Below are 15,988 nucleotides of genomic sequence, written 5' to 3'. Positions count from 1 at the left end.
TTTTATTTACATTACTTTCATTTTTTGATAACTGTAATGTAATCACAATCACGAAATAAATAATTTTTTACACGCTTGTTTTCAGACGTCAGATTTTTTAATATTTTGCATTATTTACTTTAAAAATTTTCATGTGAGGTTCATACAGTGCAAATGACAGCCAAACTTCCTTTCCGGCAGGTTCACCTCGACTTTCACACCTCGGAATATATTCCGGGTATCGGTGAACGGTTTGACAAAGCGCACTGGCAGAAAACACTGCAAACTGCCGGCGTGGAATCCATCACCTGTTTCGCCTCCTGCCATCACGGCTGGTCGTATTACGATACAACGGTTGGCAAAAAACATCCCAACCTGAAATTCGATCTGCTCCGCGCGCAATTTAATGCATGCCGGGAAATCGGCATCCGTGTGCCGGTCTATCTAACCGCCGGCGTGCATAATGTTGCCATCAGCGAGCACCCGGAGTGGCGTGAGACGGATTATAACGGACAGTTCCTCGGCTGGTCGAAGAATGCGTTTGATCCCGGCTTTCAAACGGTCTGTTTTAATACGCCGTATGTGGATTATCTGGCGGAGCAGATTCGCGAAGTCGTTACCCTCTTCCCGGATGCCGCCGGAATTTTTCTTGATATTATTGCACAGGGACAATGCTGCTGCAAATGGTGTATGGAACTGATGGCATGCGAAGGATTGAATCCGGAGCTCGCAGCAGACCGTCTTAAATGCGCTGATCTGGCGCTGTTGAATTATTTTCAAAAAAGCACGGCGGCAGCGCGATTTAAAAATCCGGACATGCCGGTGTTTCATAACAGCGGACACGTACCGAAAGGACGCTATGATCTGTTCTCCTATTTCAGCCACTTTGAACTCGAATCGCTGCCGACCGGCGGCTGGGGGTATGATCATTTTCCGCTGTCGGCAAAATACTGCCAGCAGCTCGGTATTGATTTTCTCGGCATGACCGGCAAGTTCCACACCGCGTGGGGCGAGTTCGGCGGCTATAAACCTCCTGATGCACTGCGCTATGAATGCGGTGCGATGATCGCACACGGCGCAAAGTGTTCAGTCGGCGATCAGCTTCACCCGTCCGGCAGGCTGGATGAAAGCACCTACCGGATCATCGGCGCGGCATTCGCAGAAGTTGAACAGAAACAGCCGTGGTGCACCGGCGCAAAAAGTGTTGCTGACATCGGTCTGCTCTCATCCGAAGCAGTGAACCGCGCACGCACCGGCGGACACTACGATAATCCGGCGGACACCGGCGCGGCGCGCATTCTGCTTGAAGGTCATTTTCTGTTTGATGTGATTGACAGCAATATGGATTTCCGGCGCTACAAGATGCTGATTCTACCGGACGATCTGAACATTCAGCCGGCGCTGCAAAAAAAATTAAATGAATATCTCGCCGGCGGCGGGAAACTGTTTATGACCGGCACGAGCGGAATCGACGAAAACGGCTTTATGTTCGACACCGGCGCGGAATGGCTCGGCGCCGGCGAATTTGAACCGGATTATATTCTGCCGGCGCCGGAACTGCAGCCGGCGTTCTGCTCGTCGCCGTTCGTGATGTACCGGCGGCCGCAGCGGATTAAAGTTACCGGCGGCGAATCACTCGGCGATCTTATTGAGCCGTATTTTAACCGCACCTGGGAACATTTCTGTTCGCATCTGCACACGCCGCCGCAACCGGAAATCTCCGGATTTTCCGGCGGCGTGCAGAAAGACAATATTCTCTATCTCGCGCATCCGGTGTTTTCCATCTATCACGATTTCGGCGCAGTAACGTGCAAAGAATATATTGTGAACGCGCTCAACCGCCTGCTCAGCGGCAGAATTTTAAAAACAAACCTGCCGTCCGTTGCACGCGCTGTGCTGACGTTCCAGCCGGCAGAAAACCGGCATGTGCTTCATCTGCTGTACAGCAGCACCGTTCAGCGCGGCAGCGAAGTAAAACTGTCCAACAGCACAGAGTCCGGCAAACTGCACGGCGTGGAACTGATTGAAGAATTAATTCCGCTGCACAACATAAAAATTGAGGTGGAACTGCCGGAAAATATTCGGCGTGCAACGCTGCAGCCGGAAGGAATGCCGCTGGCATTTACACAGACCGCCGGAAGAATTTTATTCACCGTTCCGCAGTTTACGGGACATCAGATGATCGAACTGGCACATTAAAAAACGTATGAAAGAAGTATCTATCCTCGATGTAGCAAAACAGGCCGGCGTATCGCCGGCCACTGTCTCGCGCGCACTTAACTCACCGAACATTGTTGCTCCGAAGACACTGAAAAAAATCCGGCAGGTCGTTAAAGATCTGAACTTCGAACTGAGCGAGCGCCGCCCGTCCGGCACCGCGCGTCCGCCGCGCAAAAAACGGGAACTGGTTTCATTCATTGTTTTAGTGGATCCGGCGCAGAAAAATCTTGAAATTTCATCGACGATCCTGGAAATCAAACAGGCTATTAACGAAACCGCCGCGCAAAAAGGGATGCGGACGGATATGCATATTATTTCACGTTACGATGCCCTGCCCGATGAAATTCTGAATCTCAATCCGGATGGAGTTATTCTAGCCGGCTGGAGACCTGAAAAAATTCTGGCAGATCGGTTGCGCGAACGAAATTGCTGCTGGGTGCTGGATAATATGTTCCGTCCGGAATGGGGCGATCAGGTTCTGCCGGATCATGAAGAGGTTGGACACCTTGCCGCCGACTACTTTATGCAGCACAACTGCCGGCGCGTGATTTCAATTAATCTGCGTCCGCAAAACAGAATTTCTATGCTGCGCGATCACGGTGTCAGGGCGTCCAATCCGTTGTTTGAGTATACAACGCTTGCCGCCGGCGAAGGATTTTCTGAATTTCCTTATACCCGTCCGGCAGAAACGTATATCGATGAAATTACTGAAAAATACCGGCAGATAAAAAAGAAACCGGACGGTATTTTTATCGACAGCGACTTTGATGCGGCCCTATTGATCCCGCACTTCAACAAAAATAAAATTCCGTTAACCGGCATCACACTGTTGAGCAGCGACAAGCAGGACGCCGTTCTGAAAAACCTGCGGCCCAGACCGGCAACAATCGATGTTCATTTTAAACGGATCGGCGAAATCGCGGTGGGACATCTGTACGACCGGATTCACAGCAAAGTGCCGCTGCCGCGCATCCGGACGCTGGTTGCACCGTCGATTTGAACACTTAACGCCGCCGGCATCTTTGCAGCACATCGATCTGTTATCGCATCTTTAAGATTGCCGGACACCGGTACGGCCTTTACATTGTGCGCTTCTTAAACCTGGAGTGTTTTTATGGCTAAAAAGAAAAGTGCGTATGCCGCCGCCGGCGTTGATATTGATGTGATGATGAATTCGCTGCAGCGGATTAAAAAGAATGTCAAGTCCACCGCAACCGCCGGCGTTGTGAGTGAGATCGGTTCGTTCGGCGGTTTATTCCGTTCACCGGGCAAAGAGTTTCTGCTGGTGGCCAGCACGGATGGCGTCGGCACCAAGCTCAAAGTCGCGCACATGGCCGGCAAACATAATACCGTCGGACAGGATTTAGTTAATCACTGCGTGAATGATATTCTTGTTCAGGGCGCCACGCCGCTGTTTTTTCTCGACTATCTCGGTGCCGCCGCGCTGGAGCCGAAGGTGTTTGAAAGCGTGATCGACGGCTTTTGCAAAGCATGCCGCGCAAACGGCTGCGCCCTGCTCGGCGGCGAAACAGCGGAAATGCCGGGACTCTATCCGCGCGGCGAATACGATCTCGTCGGAACCATCATCGGACAGGTTGAAAAGAAAAAACTCATCACCGGCAAAACAATTCGCAAAGGCGATGTGATCATCGGGCTGCCATCAAGCGGACTGCATACCAACGGCTATTCGCTGGCGCGCAAGGTAATTTTTGAAACTGCGCAGAAAAAACTGAACGATACCGTACCAGGCACAAAAACCACCTTCGAAAAAGCTCTGCTCGCCGTGCATAAGAGTTATCTGAAGCCGGCAGTTGCACTGATGAAAAAAATTCAGATTCACGGCATGGCGCACATTACCGGCGGCGGACTGGTTGATAACGTTCCGCGCATTTTGCCAAAAACCGTCGATGCGGTGTTCGATCGCTCAACGTGGAAAACGCCGGCGATTTATCAATTCATTGAAAGCGCCGGAAAAGTGGATCATGAAGAGATGTACCGAGTGTTCAATATGGGCATCGGCATGTGCATCTTCGTGCGCGCCGCCGATTCCGCTGCCGCGCTGAACATTCTCTGCGCCGCTGGAGAAAAACCGATCCTCATCGGCCGCGTTGAAAAAGGCAGCGGGAAAGCGGTGTTGGTGAATTAAGAAAAAAGTCTCGGGTCTAAAAGTCAAACGTCGAAGGTTGAGAAAGTGGAGGCGGCATTTCTGCCGCCGGCCAGAGGCTGGAAGCCTCTTCCACTTGGACTTTAGACTTTCGACCGCCTTATTTCGTCACAATGTGCAGCCACTCCTGCACGATCGGTGAGAATTTCACAACAACCGGCGTAAAGACAACGCTGACCATGCTCATCAGTTTGATGAGAATATTGAGCGACGGCCCGGAGGTGTCTTTGCACGGATCGCCGACGGTATCGCCGATAACTGCAGCACCGTGAACCGGATTTTTGCTGCCGTCGGGCAGTGTTTTTCCGCCGAATGCGCCCTTCTCGATATATTTTTTGGCATTATCCCACGCGCCTCCGGAATTGTTGAGCATCGTCGCTAAAACGAATCCGGTGGTAAGTCCGCCGGCGAGCAGTCCCATCACGCCCGGTACGCCGAGAATGAGCCCGGCGCCAACCGGAATAACGATAGCAAGCAGCGACGGAACAATCATTTCGCGCTGTGCGCCGGCGGTGGAAATGGCAACACAGCTGGCGTAGTCGGGACGTTCAGTGCCGGCCATAATGCCCGGCTTTTCACGAAACTGCCGGCGCACTTCTTCGACCATGGATCCGGCGGCGCGGCCGACGGCTTTCATGGTCATGGCGCAGAATACAAACGCCATCATACCGCCAATAAAGAGCCCGCAGATGAGCAGCGGATTCATGATATGCATGGCGAATTTTTCGACGAAATCGACCATTTCAGCATGTGCCGCAGTTTCTTTGGTAAATCCAAGAAATGTTCCGTCGCTGCCGGCCATTTTGCCGATCCAGAGTTTAACCTCTTCAATATACGCTGCGAGCAGAGCCATCGCGGTGAGCGCGGCGGAACCAATGGCAAAGCCCTTGCCGGTGGCCGCGGTGGTGTTACCCAGCGAGTCGAGTGCGTCGGTACGCTCACGGACTTCCGGCGGCAGTCCGGACATTTCGGCATTGCCGCCGGCGTTATCAGCAATCGGGCCGTACGCATCCGTAGCGAGCGTGATGCCGAGTGTGGCGAGCATGCCGACAGCCGCAAAACCGATGCCGTACAGTCCCATCGACATATCACTGAAACCGCCGGCGAATCCGAATGCACAGATAATTCCAATGACGATTGTAATGACCGGAATACCGGCGGAGTACATACCGGTGGCGAGTCCGTCAATAATAGTTGTCGCCGGTCCCATTTGCGCCTGCCCGGCGATACCGCGCGTCGGTTTATATTCATCCGATGTGTAATATTCAGTGGCCTGACCGATAATCACACCGGCGATGAGTCCGGAAATTACCGCGAGCACAATCCCGCCGGCGATCATATCGAGCTGCCACATGCCGACGAGCGCTAAAATAATTAATACGGAACTGCTGAGCGTGCCGGTGAGCAGAGCATGCAACAGGCTTTTCTGACTTGCGCCCTCTTTGCAGCGCACCAGAAAAATTCCGACAATAGAGAGCAGGATACCGACACCGGCGACAACCATCGGTGCGGTGACCAGGCTGACGGCATCCGCGACAGTTCCGATGCCTTTTGCAATATGCTGCGCGCCGACGGCGGCGCCGAGCGCGGCGGTGGCAAGAATGGAGCCGCAATAGGATTCGTACAGGTCGGCGCCCATACCGGCCACATCGCCGACATTGTCGCCGACATTGTCGGCTATGGTAGCCGGATTGCGCGGATCATCTTCCGGAATGCCGGCTTCCACTTTGCCGACGAGATCGGCGCCGACGTCTGCCGCTTTGGTGTAAATTCCGCCGCCGACACGCGCGAAGAGCGCCTGCGTGGATGCGCCCATACCGAAGGTAATCATGGTGGTAGTAATCGCAACAAGTTTTTCAACCACGGTGCAGTTTTCATGTACCAGTGTCATGCCGAGAAAGTGCAGACCGTTCGCCATGTTCTCCGGCGTATAGACCAGTTTATCAAGAACGTAATACCAGATACAGATGTCGAGCAGTCCGAAACCCACCACAACCAGACCCATTACGGCGCCGGAGCGGAAGGCGACCTGCAGCCCGCGGTTTAATCCTTCGGAGCAGCCCTGGGCGGTGCGTGACGAAGCGGCGGTGGCGGTTTTCATGCCGATGAAGCCGCAAAGACCGGAGAAAAACCCGCCGGTCAGAAATGCGATCGGTACAAATGGATTTTGAATATCAAATATTGCCAGCAGCTGGAGAACCGCCAGCAGTACCAGAAACACCAGCGTCACCACTTTGTACTGCCGGACGAGATAGGCCATTGCGCCTTCGCGCACATAACCGGCGATCTCTTTCATCGTCGCATTGCCTTCATTGGCCGCAAGCATTTTTCTGTAAAAATAAACCGCAAACAGCAGCGCAAGAATTGACGCCACCGGCGCAATCCACCACATCATCGGAACTACAGAGACCATTGCTATCCTTCCCTTGTTATATCTTTTCCCGCTGAATACTTATTGTTCAACGGTGCATTGTATATGCAGAACCGAAGATAACAGCAACGGTTATCCTTGTGCAAATAAAAGGAATGTGAAAATCTATGCCGATTCAATAAACAAGGATATTTGATGACATGCAAAAATTGATTGTCGCCGGCCTGCTCAGTTTTAGTATTTCTGTGTTGACCGGCGCCTCCGGCGGAACACCGGAGGCGCCGCAAAAGCCGCTGCGGATTCTGGCGATCGGCAACAGTTTTTCGGTTGATGCCATGCAGCATTTGTATCAGATCGCAACAAACGCGGGTTTTAAACAGGTCGTGCTGGGCAATCTCAATATCGGCGGCTGTTCGCTGGAACGACACTGGAAGAGCGCGTCGGAACAGCTCGCGGATTATAACTATCGTAAAAACAGTTCCAGTGCATGGGTCGACCGGAAAGGCAGCGTGATTGACGATGGATTACTGGACGAGGATTGGGATTTTATTTCCATTCAGCAGGTCAGCGGAAACAGTGGACTGGCGGAAACGTATAATTCAGACCTTGATAATCTGGTTGAATACATCAACTCCAAAAAGACAAATCCGGATGCAAAAATTATGTGGCACATGACGTGGGCATATCAATCCAACAGCAAACACCAGCATTTTCCACGATACAACAGCGATCAAAGGATGATGTATCAGGCGATTGTTACCGCCGTTCAGGAAAAAATAGTTCCAAACAAAAACATCAATTTTGTAATTCCGTCCGGTACTGCGATTCAAAATATGCGCACCAGCTATATCGGCGACACACTGACGCGCGACGGTTTCCACCTTTCATTAAACCTCGGACGTTATATCGCCGGAATGACCTGGCTGAAAACCTTAACCGGCGTTTTAATTGATGACATCTCCTGGGTACCAAACGCAGATGAAGTCCCGCCGGAGCTTCTGCCTGTCATTAAAGAAGCAGTCAATAACGCTGTAAAAACGCCGTTTTCTGTCACTGAATCCAGTTTTAAAACAAAATAATCCGACTGAAAACTATAACGATTATCTGCCGGGCGTTCGTTTAGGTCAAAAAATTTACCCGCAGATATAAACAGATTTAATTTTCTCTGCGCGGCCGGTGCAGGCTTCCGGGTAAACATTTCTAAACAAAAAGATCGCGAAGCTCATCCCGTTTTCCTTTCGTTTGTCTTCGTTACCTTCAGCTAACGGCCGCCGGCAAGGCCGAATGCCGGCTGACTGTCTTGATTTACTGAAAAAGCGGCGTACATTAGACCGCTTATCTTAAAAAATTCTGTAATGAACCATCATAAAATCAGTAACGTTTCTGAAGAATTCCGCACTGCCGGAATGTTCGGGTTGATTTTAAAGTACAGCATTCCGGCAGCACTGGGCTCTTTTATGATGACGATCTACAACATCGTCGATCGCATTTTCATCAGCTATAAACTCGGCACAGAAGCCATTGCCGGCATTGGAATTACATTCCAGATCTTCATGCTGTTTATCGCGGTGGGCATTATGTTTGGTATCGGCAGCGGTACACTGGCTTCATTGCAGCTCGGCCGCCGCAATGTCCGTTCTGCGGAACGGATTCTCGGCACGCTTTACTGGATTTACACTATTGGTGGAATTCTGACCTGTCTGTTCGGACTGATGTTTATCGATCCGATCACCCGGCTGTTTGGCGCGACCGATGTAACCGCTCCCTATGCCAAAGAATATTTCGGCATTCTGCTTTTTTTTATGCCGTTCGATTTTATGGCAATGGGTACCAATCACATCATTCGTTCAGAAGGCAATCCCCGTTTTTCAATGTGGAATATCGCGGCCGGCTGCGTGGCAAACATTATTCTTGATTACATTTTTATTTTTCCATGCAACATGGGCATCGCCGGCGCCGCGTGGGCCACCGGAATTTCAAAACTGCTGTCCAGCATTTTAGTGTTCTGGCATTTCCGGCGCAGTCCACACCGGTCATTGACACTGCGGTGGAAATATTTCCGGTTCGACAAAGCGCTTTTCTGCCGCATGTGTTACATTGGAATTTCGCCGTTCCTCGCGCAGGGAATGCTGGCGATTATGGCAATTGTGCAGAACCATACGCTGCTGAAATACGGCGGTGATATTGCCGTAGCGGTTATGGTGATTAACGCATCCATTTTTATGCTGATGACCATTCCGGGCATGGGCATCATGTTCGGTTATCAGCCGATCATCGGTTATAACTATGGCGCGCAGCTTTACGGGCGTGTTGCACAATGCCTGAAACTTTCCGTTCTCACCGCCTCCGGTATCGCGCTGTTTCTAATGATTATTGTCCAAGGTATTGCGCCGTGGGCATTCGGCATGTTCTGCCGGCACGATGCCGCGATGGTGCAGGCCTGGACACCGGCACTGCGCATTTTTGTGATCGGCGTGCCGACGTGGGCGTTTTTTACACTGTCGTCCAATTTTTTTCAGGCCACTGGACGGCCGAAAATCACCATTATGCTCAGCCTGCTGCGCATGGGAATTGTCATGCCGGGGGTCATCATACTTATGCCGTATATTTTCGGACTGCCTGGAATCTGGGCAGCTTATCCGCTGGCGGATCTGATGGTTACCGCAATCACGCTGTGTTTAATCATACCGGAATACAAAAAACTCCGGCATCTTTGCTCACAAACGGCAAATTAAACAAATCTGATCCAGCACAGCCACAGGTTTAATTTCCTTGTTTACTGCTGTAAAAATCTCCCCGGCAGTTTTAAGATAGATGCATGTTTAAACAATTCATTTTGGTTTTACTTGCCGGAATTTCCGTAATTGCAGAGGATTTGCCGGCGGCGGGGAAAATCCTGACACACGCACGGCAGCAGTTGCCAACCGCACCCGTGCGATTAACCGGCGCGCTGAAAGACCGCGCACCGAACGGATTTGTCCGGCGCGAACTCGCCATTGAAATGGATTTATACTGGGGTGAAAATCCGCCGCGCGCCGCCTACCGGATTCAGGATAAAAAAACGCACAGCCTGGAACTGCTCGAAATTAAATGGAAAAACTCCGGCGCAGTGTTTGATTACGTTAAAAACGGAATCCCGGCACCGGAATTTAATCCGGCGGATGAAATCGGCGGCATCGGTATAACATGGTCCGATCTTTCATTTTCGTTTTTGTGGAGCAAAGACGCAAAAACAGTAGAAACCGGCAAACGGCTTGGACGTGACTGTTATGTGATTTCCGTTCTGCGCGGTGACAAGCAACTGCGGCTCTGGATCGAAAAAGACTCCGGCAGGATGCTCGGCGCAAAAGAGCAGAACGCCGCCGGAAAACTGACAAAGGAAATTAAAGTCATTAGCGTTAAAGAATTTGACGGGCTCTGGATGGTGAAAGATCTCGATATTATTCATCCTGCTGAAAACCGGCGCGCATCGCTGCGGATTGAGACCGTTGAGCCGCTTGAATGAGAAAAAAAGGCATCAGGCACGAGGCATTAGCGGCAAAAGGAACAAAAGCATAGAAGCACAACGTAACGTATTTTTTGGGGTGCGCAGTCCCTTGCGCGCCGTCAATTTGAATATTCCATTTCAGCGGCGGTCAAGGGACTGACCGCCCCACTGCTGAAACACTGGAATTTTGTTTTTGAAAGATTATTTGATGTCCGAAAACAGTCCGTCGTATATTGTTTTTATGATACGTTATGCTCAGTTAACTGGAGAGCTAAATGAAAAAAGCCTGTTTTTTTCAAACAGTGATGGGCGAAATAGGAATCGCAGAAACTGCCGGCGCGGTAACAAATATTTTTTTCGCCGGAACGGTCAAACCGGCGGAATACGAAATTGAAGAAACACCGCTGCTGCTTGAAGCCGGACGTCAGCTGCAGGAGTATTTCGCTGGGAGGAACCGCACCGGGTTTGATTTCCCGGTGAATCCGGAAGGCACGGCGTTTGAACGTGCAGTCTGGGCGGCGCTGCTTACAATTCCTTTCGGCGAAACCCGTACCTATGGACAGATTGCCAAACAGATCGGGCATCCGAAAGCATCCCGGGCGGTGGGGCGCGCCAACGGACTGAATCCGGTGAACATTGTCATTCCGTGTCATCGCGTGATCGGTGCCAGCGGCAACCTAACCGGATATTCGGCGGGACTTGATTTTAAAACGCGCCTGTTAAAACTCGAAGGCGTGCTGCTGTAAACAAACTGTACTGCGAGTCTGTTATTCTACGGTGAAAGTAGAAAAGACGCACTGAAGTCAAGAGGTTTTACAGGAAACGGCGCGCCGCACTGTCATCCGCTAAATTTTTATTTGCCGTATTTGAAGACTCGAAGAGGGGCTTTCTGAAAGAAAGCAGCAACCGGGAAAGCGGCAACGGCGCTGCAAATACAAATCGGTGAAGTGTTCGAAAAAATATAGATACCCCCGAGTAAACTCGGGGTTCTTTTTTCATCACAGCTCCTCTCGGAGCTGACCTGAACGCCGCGAAACTTTGCGTTCGCGGCAATCAGGAGGCTCATTCATCCACGGCTAAAGCCGTGGTGTTCTGTCTTCGACCGCATAAAGAATACAAAAAACTCACTGCTGAATTTCATTAACAGTACCGATTATCTGGCAGGCATTCATATGGTTTCTATTTCATTCGCGGCTGGAACCCTTATGTAGAAATTTCCGTTCAAACGTGGACCGGCAGAACGCCTGTCCGACGTTCCCATTCGCGTATATTCGCGGTTCAAAAATTATTCATTCCGCAACGCCTCCACCGGCTCGAGCCGCGCGGCGCGCCAGGCGGGAATGAGTCCGGCGAGCGTGCAGATGATTAAAACAGTGATACAAACAATGGTCACGTCCTGGACGGTGGTATGCGCCGGAATCTGGCTGAGCTGATAAAGCTCTTTCGGCAGCAGGTCGACGCGAAACTGCATTGAAATAAAATTTAACAGTTCATTGCGGTAATGCAGCGCAAGCAAACCGAGTCCGAGCCCGAGTCCGGTGCCGATGACGCCCTGCACTGCGCCGATCCACAAAAAAATTCCCATAATCCGGCGACTGGAAAATCCCAGCGCTTTCAGCAATCCGATTTCATGCGTTTTTTGCACTGTTAACGTAATCAACGTATTGGTAATTCCGAACGCTGCGACAATGGTGATGAAGATGAGCAGAAAAAACATCATGTTTTTTTCGGTTTGCAGCGCGGTGAAAATCTGCCGGTTCAGATCAATCCAGGTACGCGGCGCAAACATCGGCCCGAGTACATGGCGAATATTCGATGCAATTTCCGGAGCGCGCATCGGATCGTCGGTCATCACCTGAATACTGTGCACGCCCTGTTCGACATTATAAATGCCGCGCGCGGTTTCGAGCGATGTGAGCACATAACCGGTGTCGATCTCCCACATGCCGACTTCAAAAATTCCGCTCACCGTCAATTCTGCCGGCAGACGCAACTCATCCTGTGAAACAAAATTCTGCGGCGAATAGACCAGCACGCTGTCGCCAACCCCCAACCCCATGCGCAGCGCAAGATCACTGCCGATAATAATTTCATCGTAGCCCGTCGAAAATTCGCCGGCGATCATGTAATCCGGCACACGGCTGACTGTGCGCTCCAGCTCCGGGTTGATTCCGCGCAGCAGCGGCGTATGCACATTATCCCCGGCCTGCATGAACACCAGCCCCTCAAGATTCGGCGCCGCGCCGGTGATTCCATCCAGATTTTTAATTGAGTCTAATACCATTTCCGGGTGCGTTACGGTTCCGCCATACTCGGTGATTTTAATGTGCGCATTAAAGCTAAGCAGTTTATCGCGCCATGTTTCGTCAAAACCTGTCATCACGGAAAGCACCACTACCAGCACTGCCACGCCAAGCGTCACGCCGAGCAGTGACAAAATGGTGACCATTGATAAAAAGGACCGTTTCGGCCGCAGATATTTAAATGCCAAAAAAAGAGAAAATGACTTCATAAAGTGGAATGTTGGAATAATGGAATGCCTGAATAAAGAATTATTTATTCCAATGTTTCATCCTTTCCATTATTCCGCGCGCAATCCTTGCGCGCACCCTACCAGTGCGGCGCGCGTTTCGTCAGTCAACGGCGGTAAATCGAGTGCGGCCACAGCGCTGCGGTAGTCTTTCATATTTTTCGCACCGAGGCAGACGGTATGATGCCCCGGCCGGTCGAGCGCCCAGCGCAATGCCGCCTGCGCCATCGTATAACCCGCCGGAATCAGCGGCTCAAATGCAACATAGCGCGAAAAATCATCGCCGGTAATTTTCGTACGGTTGTCGTCGGCACGAAATTCCGGTGCGGTGTGAAAATATTTGCCGCTCAACCGTCCCTGCGCCATTACGCCGCGCAACTGCGTGCCGAGATTGGCTTCATGCGCCAGTGCACTGAGTTCCACCGCCGGATCAAGTAAATTCGTAGCAAATTGCAGTACATCGACCGTATTTGCGGCAATCATTACACGTACCAATTCGGTGTTGTTGGTTGAGATTCCGTAAGCGCGGATTTTCCCCTGCGCTTTGGCTTTTTCCAGAATTTCGCGTCCGGCGGCGATATCTTCAATTTCCGGCGCACAGTGATACAGAAAAACATCAATGTAATCCGTTCCAAGCCGGCGCAGCGATCCTTCCAGACTTGGCAGTATCGTCGGCGGCGACGAATCGTCTTCGCGCGTATTGCCCAGACCGACGCGATAACCGAATTTGGTTGAAATCACCCATTTATCCCGCCGGTTTTTCAGCGCCTCGCCGGTGCGCCGCTCCGATTCGCCGGCACTGTACTGCTCCGCTGTGTCGATGGCGTTAATGCCAAGATCGCCGAGTTCATGAATCATTCGGATAGCATTTTCTTTGCCCGGATCCGGATGACCGTCCGGTTCGCCGTCAAAAAACAGCGGGCCGCCCAGCTGCCACGCGCCGATCGTCAGCGCTGAAACTTCAATACCGGTTTGCCCTAATTTATTATATTTCATAACAAAAATTTATTTTCCGGTGCTTTCCAGAATCAAAGTTACCGGTCCGTCGTTTATTAAACTGACTTCCATTTCGGCTTGAAAGATACCGGTGGCGACGGGCAGTCCGTACCGACGAAGCTGTGCAATGTATTCTTCATAAAGCTCTCTGCCTTTTTCCGGTACGGCGGCTTCGATATAACTCGGACGGTTGCCTTTCCGGCAATCGCCGTACAGTGTGAACTGGCTGACGGCAAGAATTGCACCGGCGGTCTCAAGCACGGACAGATTCATTTTTCCATCGGCGTCATCAAAAATCCGTAAGTTGACGGTTTTTTTTGCAAGGAACGCGGCATCCGCCGGTGTGTCGGCGTGCGATACCGCAACTAAAACAAGCAGACCGCTTTCGATTGCGCCGGCGGTTCCTTCGCCGGCTTTTACTGCCGCGGCCTTCACACGCTGGACAACCAGCCGCATAAAGCTTAATCGGTAACGTGCGATACGCGGAAACCTGGCAGGCGGTTGAGCGCTGCCGCGAGTTCATAACGGCGCGGACGTGCAAGATCACCGCGCAGATCGCGCGTGATGGAGCCGAGTCCTTCGCTGCTGATATCGCGGTCGATCATATCGAGAATTTCGCGCAACGGATAGCCTTCCTGCATGTAACGTAATTTAGCATAGTACAGCAGCAGTCCGATTGTGCGCGTCTGGTCTTCATCGGCAATCTGAACAATGTCAGACAGGTTGATCATTGAGCGGCCGAAACGGATTGTGAAAACGTCCAGCGCTTCAATAACCTGATCGCGGTTGCCGACAACAGCATCAATGCTGCTCGGCATAACCCAGCGCGAACGGCCGAGCATCGAGGCGAGGTTCACCGCCGGTGCTTCTGCCGGCAACGGCATTTCCGTCGCTTTTGCTTCTCCGGAAATATCGGTGACTTCAAAATCTTCAACTTTCAGAATCGTGTCGGCGACCGGTATAAATTCGGCGACGACGTTTTCACCGCCGACGACGATTGAAATGCCGAGTTCATCAACCATCTGACGCGCGCGGCGTACAAGCGATACACGTGACGTTTCCTGCAGCAGTCCGGCGACGCGAGAATCGGTCGTCAGAAATGCCGGCGATGACGAATTTTCGTCAAAAATCAGTACGCGTGCACCGACTTCAAGAGCTTCGATCGTAGCAGAGGCCTGCGAAATGAACGAGTCTGCAGCGGCGGTGCTGTAGGACGTCGTGTCGGCACCGTCCATTTCGGTGATAAACGGTGAAATATTCACTTCCTGCACGCTGCGTCCGCGGTTAACTGCAATTTGTACCGCGTCAGAAACCGTCACCACATTTTCGCGACCGTCGCCGGGAATATGATTATAAACACCGGAGGCAATCGCGCTCATGAAATCTTTGCGGCCGGTGGACGCACTGCCGAGTACGACGGTAAGCCCCGCCGGAATTCCAAGACCTTTAAGCTGGCCGGCATTCGGCACGTCAATCGTAACCTGTGCGTTTTCGGCGACGTCAAACGGCACGATATTATCGAGATCGGGCTGATCATTATCCTGCTCACGGGCAAGAAATGCGCCTTCGCCAATAAAGCTGACGAGGCCGAGCGTACCGAGATTCTGGCGGACGCGGTCAGCATCCTCCATGCTGTCCACAAAGTTTTCAACTGCACCGGTATCAAGGTTGCAGCAGTAAATGCTGGCAACAATTTTCGGCAGGTCTTCAAAAAACACCTGGCGCGCCATTTCGCCGTCAACCAGCCGTTCGCCGGAATCAAATATTTTGAACGGCAGCACAACACGCACGCGCACATCAATATATTCCTTCGTTATAACCACAGACGTGCGCGGCAGAATTTTCTGTCCCGGCTCCGATACAATCACGTTCCGGCGCGCCCAGCCGCTGGGGCTGAAGCGTGCAATTTTGGATGCGGTTTCAGCGAGATTGCGCGTCAGATAATCTTCCAGCGCAGTACGGCGCACCGGCGAATCGTAAAGATGTCCCGGCAGCTCGGCGATGGTTTGCGGAATGCGGATATTAAACACCGGATGCTCTTCGCCGGTGCAATCAATTTGCGTGCACTTAATCACATAGCGTGCAAAATCGAAATCGCCGATGATGCGTTCGTATTCAGAAAACGGCAGACCGTTAATTTCACCCAGTACGCTGTAAAACTCTTTTCTATCCTTCATAGCCGAACTTCCCTGTTTCTTGGTTTTCCTTAACAATTGAAAATGAACGGGGATAATAGGTTGT

13 protein-coding genes are annotated in these 15,988 nt (G+C 51.6%); 7 read left to right on the top strand and 6 right to left on the bottom strand.

Annotated elements, in window-relative coordinates; genetic code table 11:
• Positions 1–153: 153 nt before the first annotated feature.
• From WC959_01860 to purM, 3 genes are all read left to right on the top strand, one after another.
• Complete coding sequence (locus WC959_01860; GenBank protein ID MFA5687887.1) at positions 154–2,178, top strand: alpha-amylase family protein; 2,025 nt, start codon at positions 154–156, stop codon at positions 2,176–2,178.
• A 7-nt stretch (positions 2,179–2,185) separates the two neighbouring features.
• Positions 2,186–3,199 (top strand): LacI family DNA-binding transcriptional regulator, encoded by a 1,014-nt coding sequence (locus WC959_01855; protein MFA5687886.1) that lies wholly within the window; start codon positions 2,186–2,188, stop codon positions 3,197–3,199.
• 114 nt (positions 3,200–3,313) lie between these two features.
• Complete coding sequence (purM, locus tag WC959_01850; GenBank protein ID MFA5687885.1) at positions 3,314–4,345, top strand: phosphoribosylformylglycinamidine cyclo-ligase; 1,032 nt, start codon at positions 3,314–3,316, stop codon at positions 4,343–4,345.
• 118 nt (positions 4,346–4,463) lie between these two features.
• Here the strand turns inward: purM and WC959_01845 are convergent, their stop codons facing one another.
• Entirely contained in the window at positions 4,464–6,776 is a 2,313-nt protein-coding gene (locus tag WC959_01845; protein MFA5687884.1) for a sodium-translocating pyrophosphatase, read from the bottom strand.
• A gap of 158 nt (positions 6,777–6,934) precedes the next feature.
• Between WC959_01845 and WC959_01840 the strand changes: the two genes are divergently transcribed.
• The 4 genes from WC959_01840 to WC959_01825 all read left to right on the top strand — a co-directional run bounded on the left by WC959_01840 (position 6,935) and on the right by WC959_01825 (position 10,967).
• Entirely contained in the window at positions 6,935–7,813 is an 879-nt protein-coding gene (locus WC959_01840) for a DUF4886 domain-containing protein (GenBank protein MFA5687883.1), read from the top strand.
• Positions 7,814–8,089: 276 nt separating this feature from the next.
• Entirely contained in the window at positions 8,090–9,469 is a 1,380-nt protein-coding gene (locus WC959_01835) for an MATE family efflux transporter (GenBank protein MFA5687882.1), read from the top strand.
• 83 nt (positions 9,470–9,552) lie between these two features.
• On the top strand, positions 9,553–10,239 hold the full coding sequence (locus tag WC959_01830) for an outer membrane lipoprotein-sorting protein (protein MFA5687881.1): 687 nt from the start codon (positions 9,553–9,555) through the stop codon (positions 10,237–10,239).
• A 257-nt stretch (positions 10,240–10,496) separates the two neighbouring features.
• Complete coding sequence (locus WC959_01825) at positions 10,497–10,967, top strand: methylated-DNA--[protein]-cysteine S-methyltransferase (GenBank protein MFA5687880.1); 471 nt, start codon at positions 10,497–10,499, stop codon at positions 10,965–10,967.
• Positions 10,968–11,034: 67 nt separating this feature from the next.
• Here WC959_01825 and WC959_01820 read toward each other — a convergent pair whose 3' ends face one another.
• The 5 genes from WC959_01820 to WC959_01800 form a co-directional block, all read right to left on the bottom strand.
• Entirely contained in the window at positions 11,035–11,220 is a 186-nt protein-coding gene (locus WC959_01820; protein MFA5687879.1) for a hypothetical protein, read from the bottom strand.
• 286 nt (positions 11,221–11,506) lie between these two features.
• Entirely contained in the window at positions 11,507–12,670 is a 1,164-nt protein-coding gene (locus tag WC959_01815) for an ABC transporter permease (protein MFA5687878.1), read from the bottom strand.
• Between the two features lie 132 nt (positions 12,671–12,802).
• Positions 12,803–13,747 carry an aldo/keto reductase gene (locus WC959_01810; GenBank protein MFA5687877.1) on the bottom strand — a complete coding sequence of 315 codons (945 nt, stop codon included), beginning with the start codon at positions 13,745–13,747 and terminating at the stop codon, positions 12,803–12,805.
• 9 nt (positions 13,748–13,756) lie between these two features.
• Complete coding sequence (gene dtd / locus WC959_01805) at positions 13,757–14,203, bottom strand: D-aminoacyl-tRNA deacylase (protein MFA5687876.1); 447 nt, start codon at positions 14,201–14,203, stop codon at positions 13,757–13,759.
• Positions 14,204–14,208: 5 nt separating this feature from the next.
• A complete protein-coding gene (locus WC959_01800; protein ID MFA5687875.1) occupies positions 14,209–15,924 on the bottom strand; it encodes a P-loop domain-containing protein in 1,716 nt (571 codons plus the stop codon).
• Positions 15,925–15,988 lie beyond the last annotated feature (64 nt).

The sequence above is a fragment of the Kiritimatiellales bacterium genome (assembly GCA_041656295.1).
GTDB lineage: Bacteria > Verrucomicrobiota > Kiritimatiellia > Kiritimatiellales > Tichowtungiaceae > Tichowtungia.
Note: the sequence above shows the minus strand (reverse complement) of the source record. Positions and strands in the feature narration are given on the sequence as shown.

What these genes read in the sequence shown, in the direction of transcription:
- WC959_01860 (MFA5687887.1), top strand. Translation starts at nt 154, where the DNA reads ATGACAGCCAAACTTCCTTTCCGGCAGGTTCACCTCGACTTTCACACC.
- WC959_01855 (MFA5687886.1), top strand. Translation starts at nt 2,186, where the DNA reads ATGAAAGAAGTATCTATCCTCGATGTAGCAAAACAGGCCGGCGTATCG.
- purM (MFA5687885.1), top strand. Translation starts at nt 3,314, where the DNA reads ATGGCTAAAAAGAAAAGTGCGTATGCCGCCGCCGGCGTTGATATTGAT.
- WC959_01845 (MFA5687884.1), bottom strand. Translation starts at nt 6,776, where the DNA reads ATGGTCTCTGTAGTTCCGATGATGTGGTGGATTGCGCCGGTGGCGTCA.
- WC959_01840 (MFA5687883.1), top strand. Translation starts at nt 6,935, where the DNA reads ATGCAAAAATTGATTGTCGCCGGCCTGCTCAGTTTTAGTATTTCTGTG.
- WC959_01835 (MFA5687882.1), top strand. Translation starts at nt 8,090, where the DNA reads ATGAACCATCATAAAATCAGTAACGTTTCTGAAGAATTCCGCACTGCC.
- WC959_01830 (MFA5687881.1), top strand. Translation starts at nt 9,553, where the DNA reads ATGTTTAAACAATTCATTTTGGTTTTACTTGCCGGAATTTCCGTAATT.
- WC959_01825 (MFA5687880.1), top strand. Translation starts at nt 10,497, where the DNA reads ATGAAAAAAGCCTGTTTTTTTCAAACAGTGATGGGCGAAATAGGAATC.
- WC959_01820 (MFA5687879.1), bottom strand. Translation starts at nt 11,220, where the DNA reads ATGAAAAAAGAACCCCGAGTTTACTCGGGGGTATCTATATTTTTTCGA.
- WC959_01815 (MFA5687878.1), bottom strand. Translation starts at nt 12,670, where the DNA reads ATGGTCACCATTTTGTCACTGCTCGGCGTGACGCTTGGCGTGGCAGTG.
- WC959_01810 (MFA5687877.1), bottom strand. Translation starts at nt 13,747, where the DNA reads ATGAAATATAATAAATTAGGGCAAACCGGTATTGAAGTTTCAGCGCTG.
- dtd (MFA5687876.1), bottom strand. Translation starts at nt 14,203, where the DNA reads ATGCGGCTGGTTGTCCAGCGTGTGAAGGCCGCGGCAGTAAAAGCCGGC.
- WC959_01800 (MFA5687875.1), bottom strand. Translation starts at nt 15,924, where the DNA reads ATGAAGGATAGAAAAGAGTTTTACAGCGTACTGGGTGAAATTAACGGT.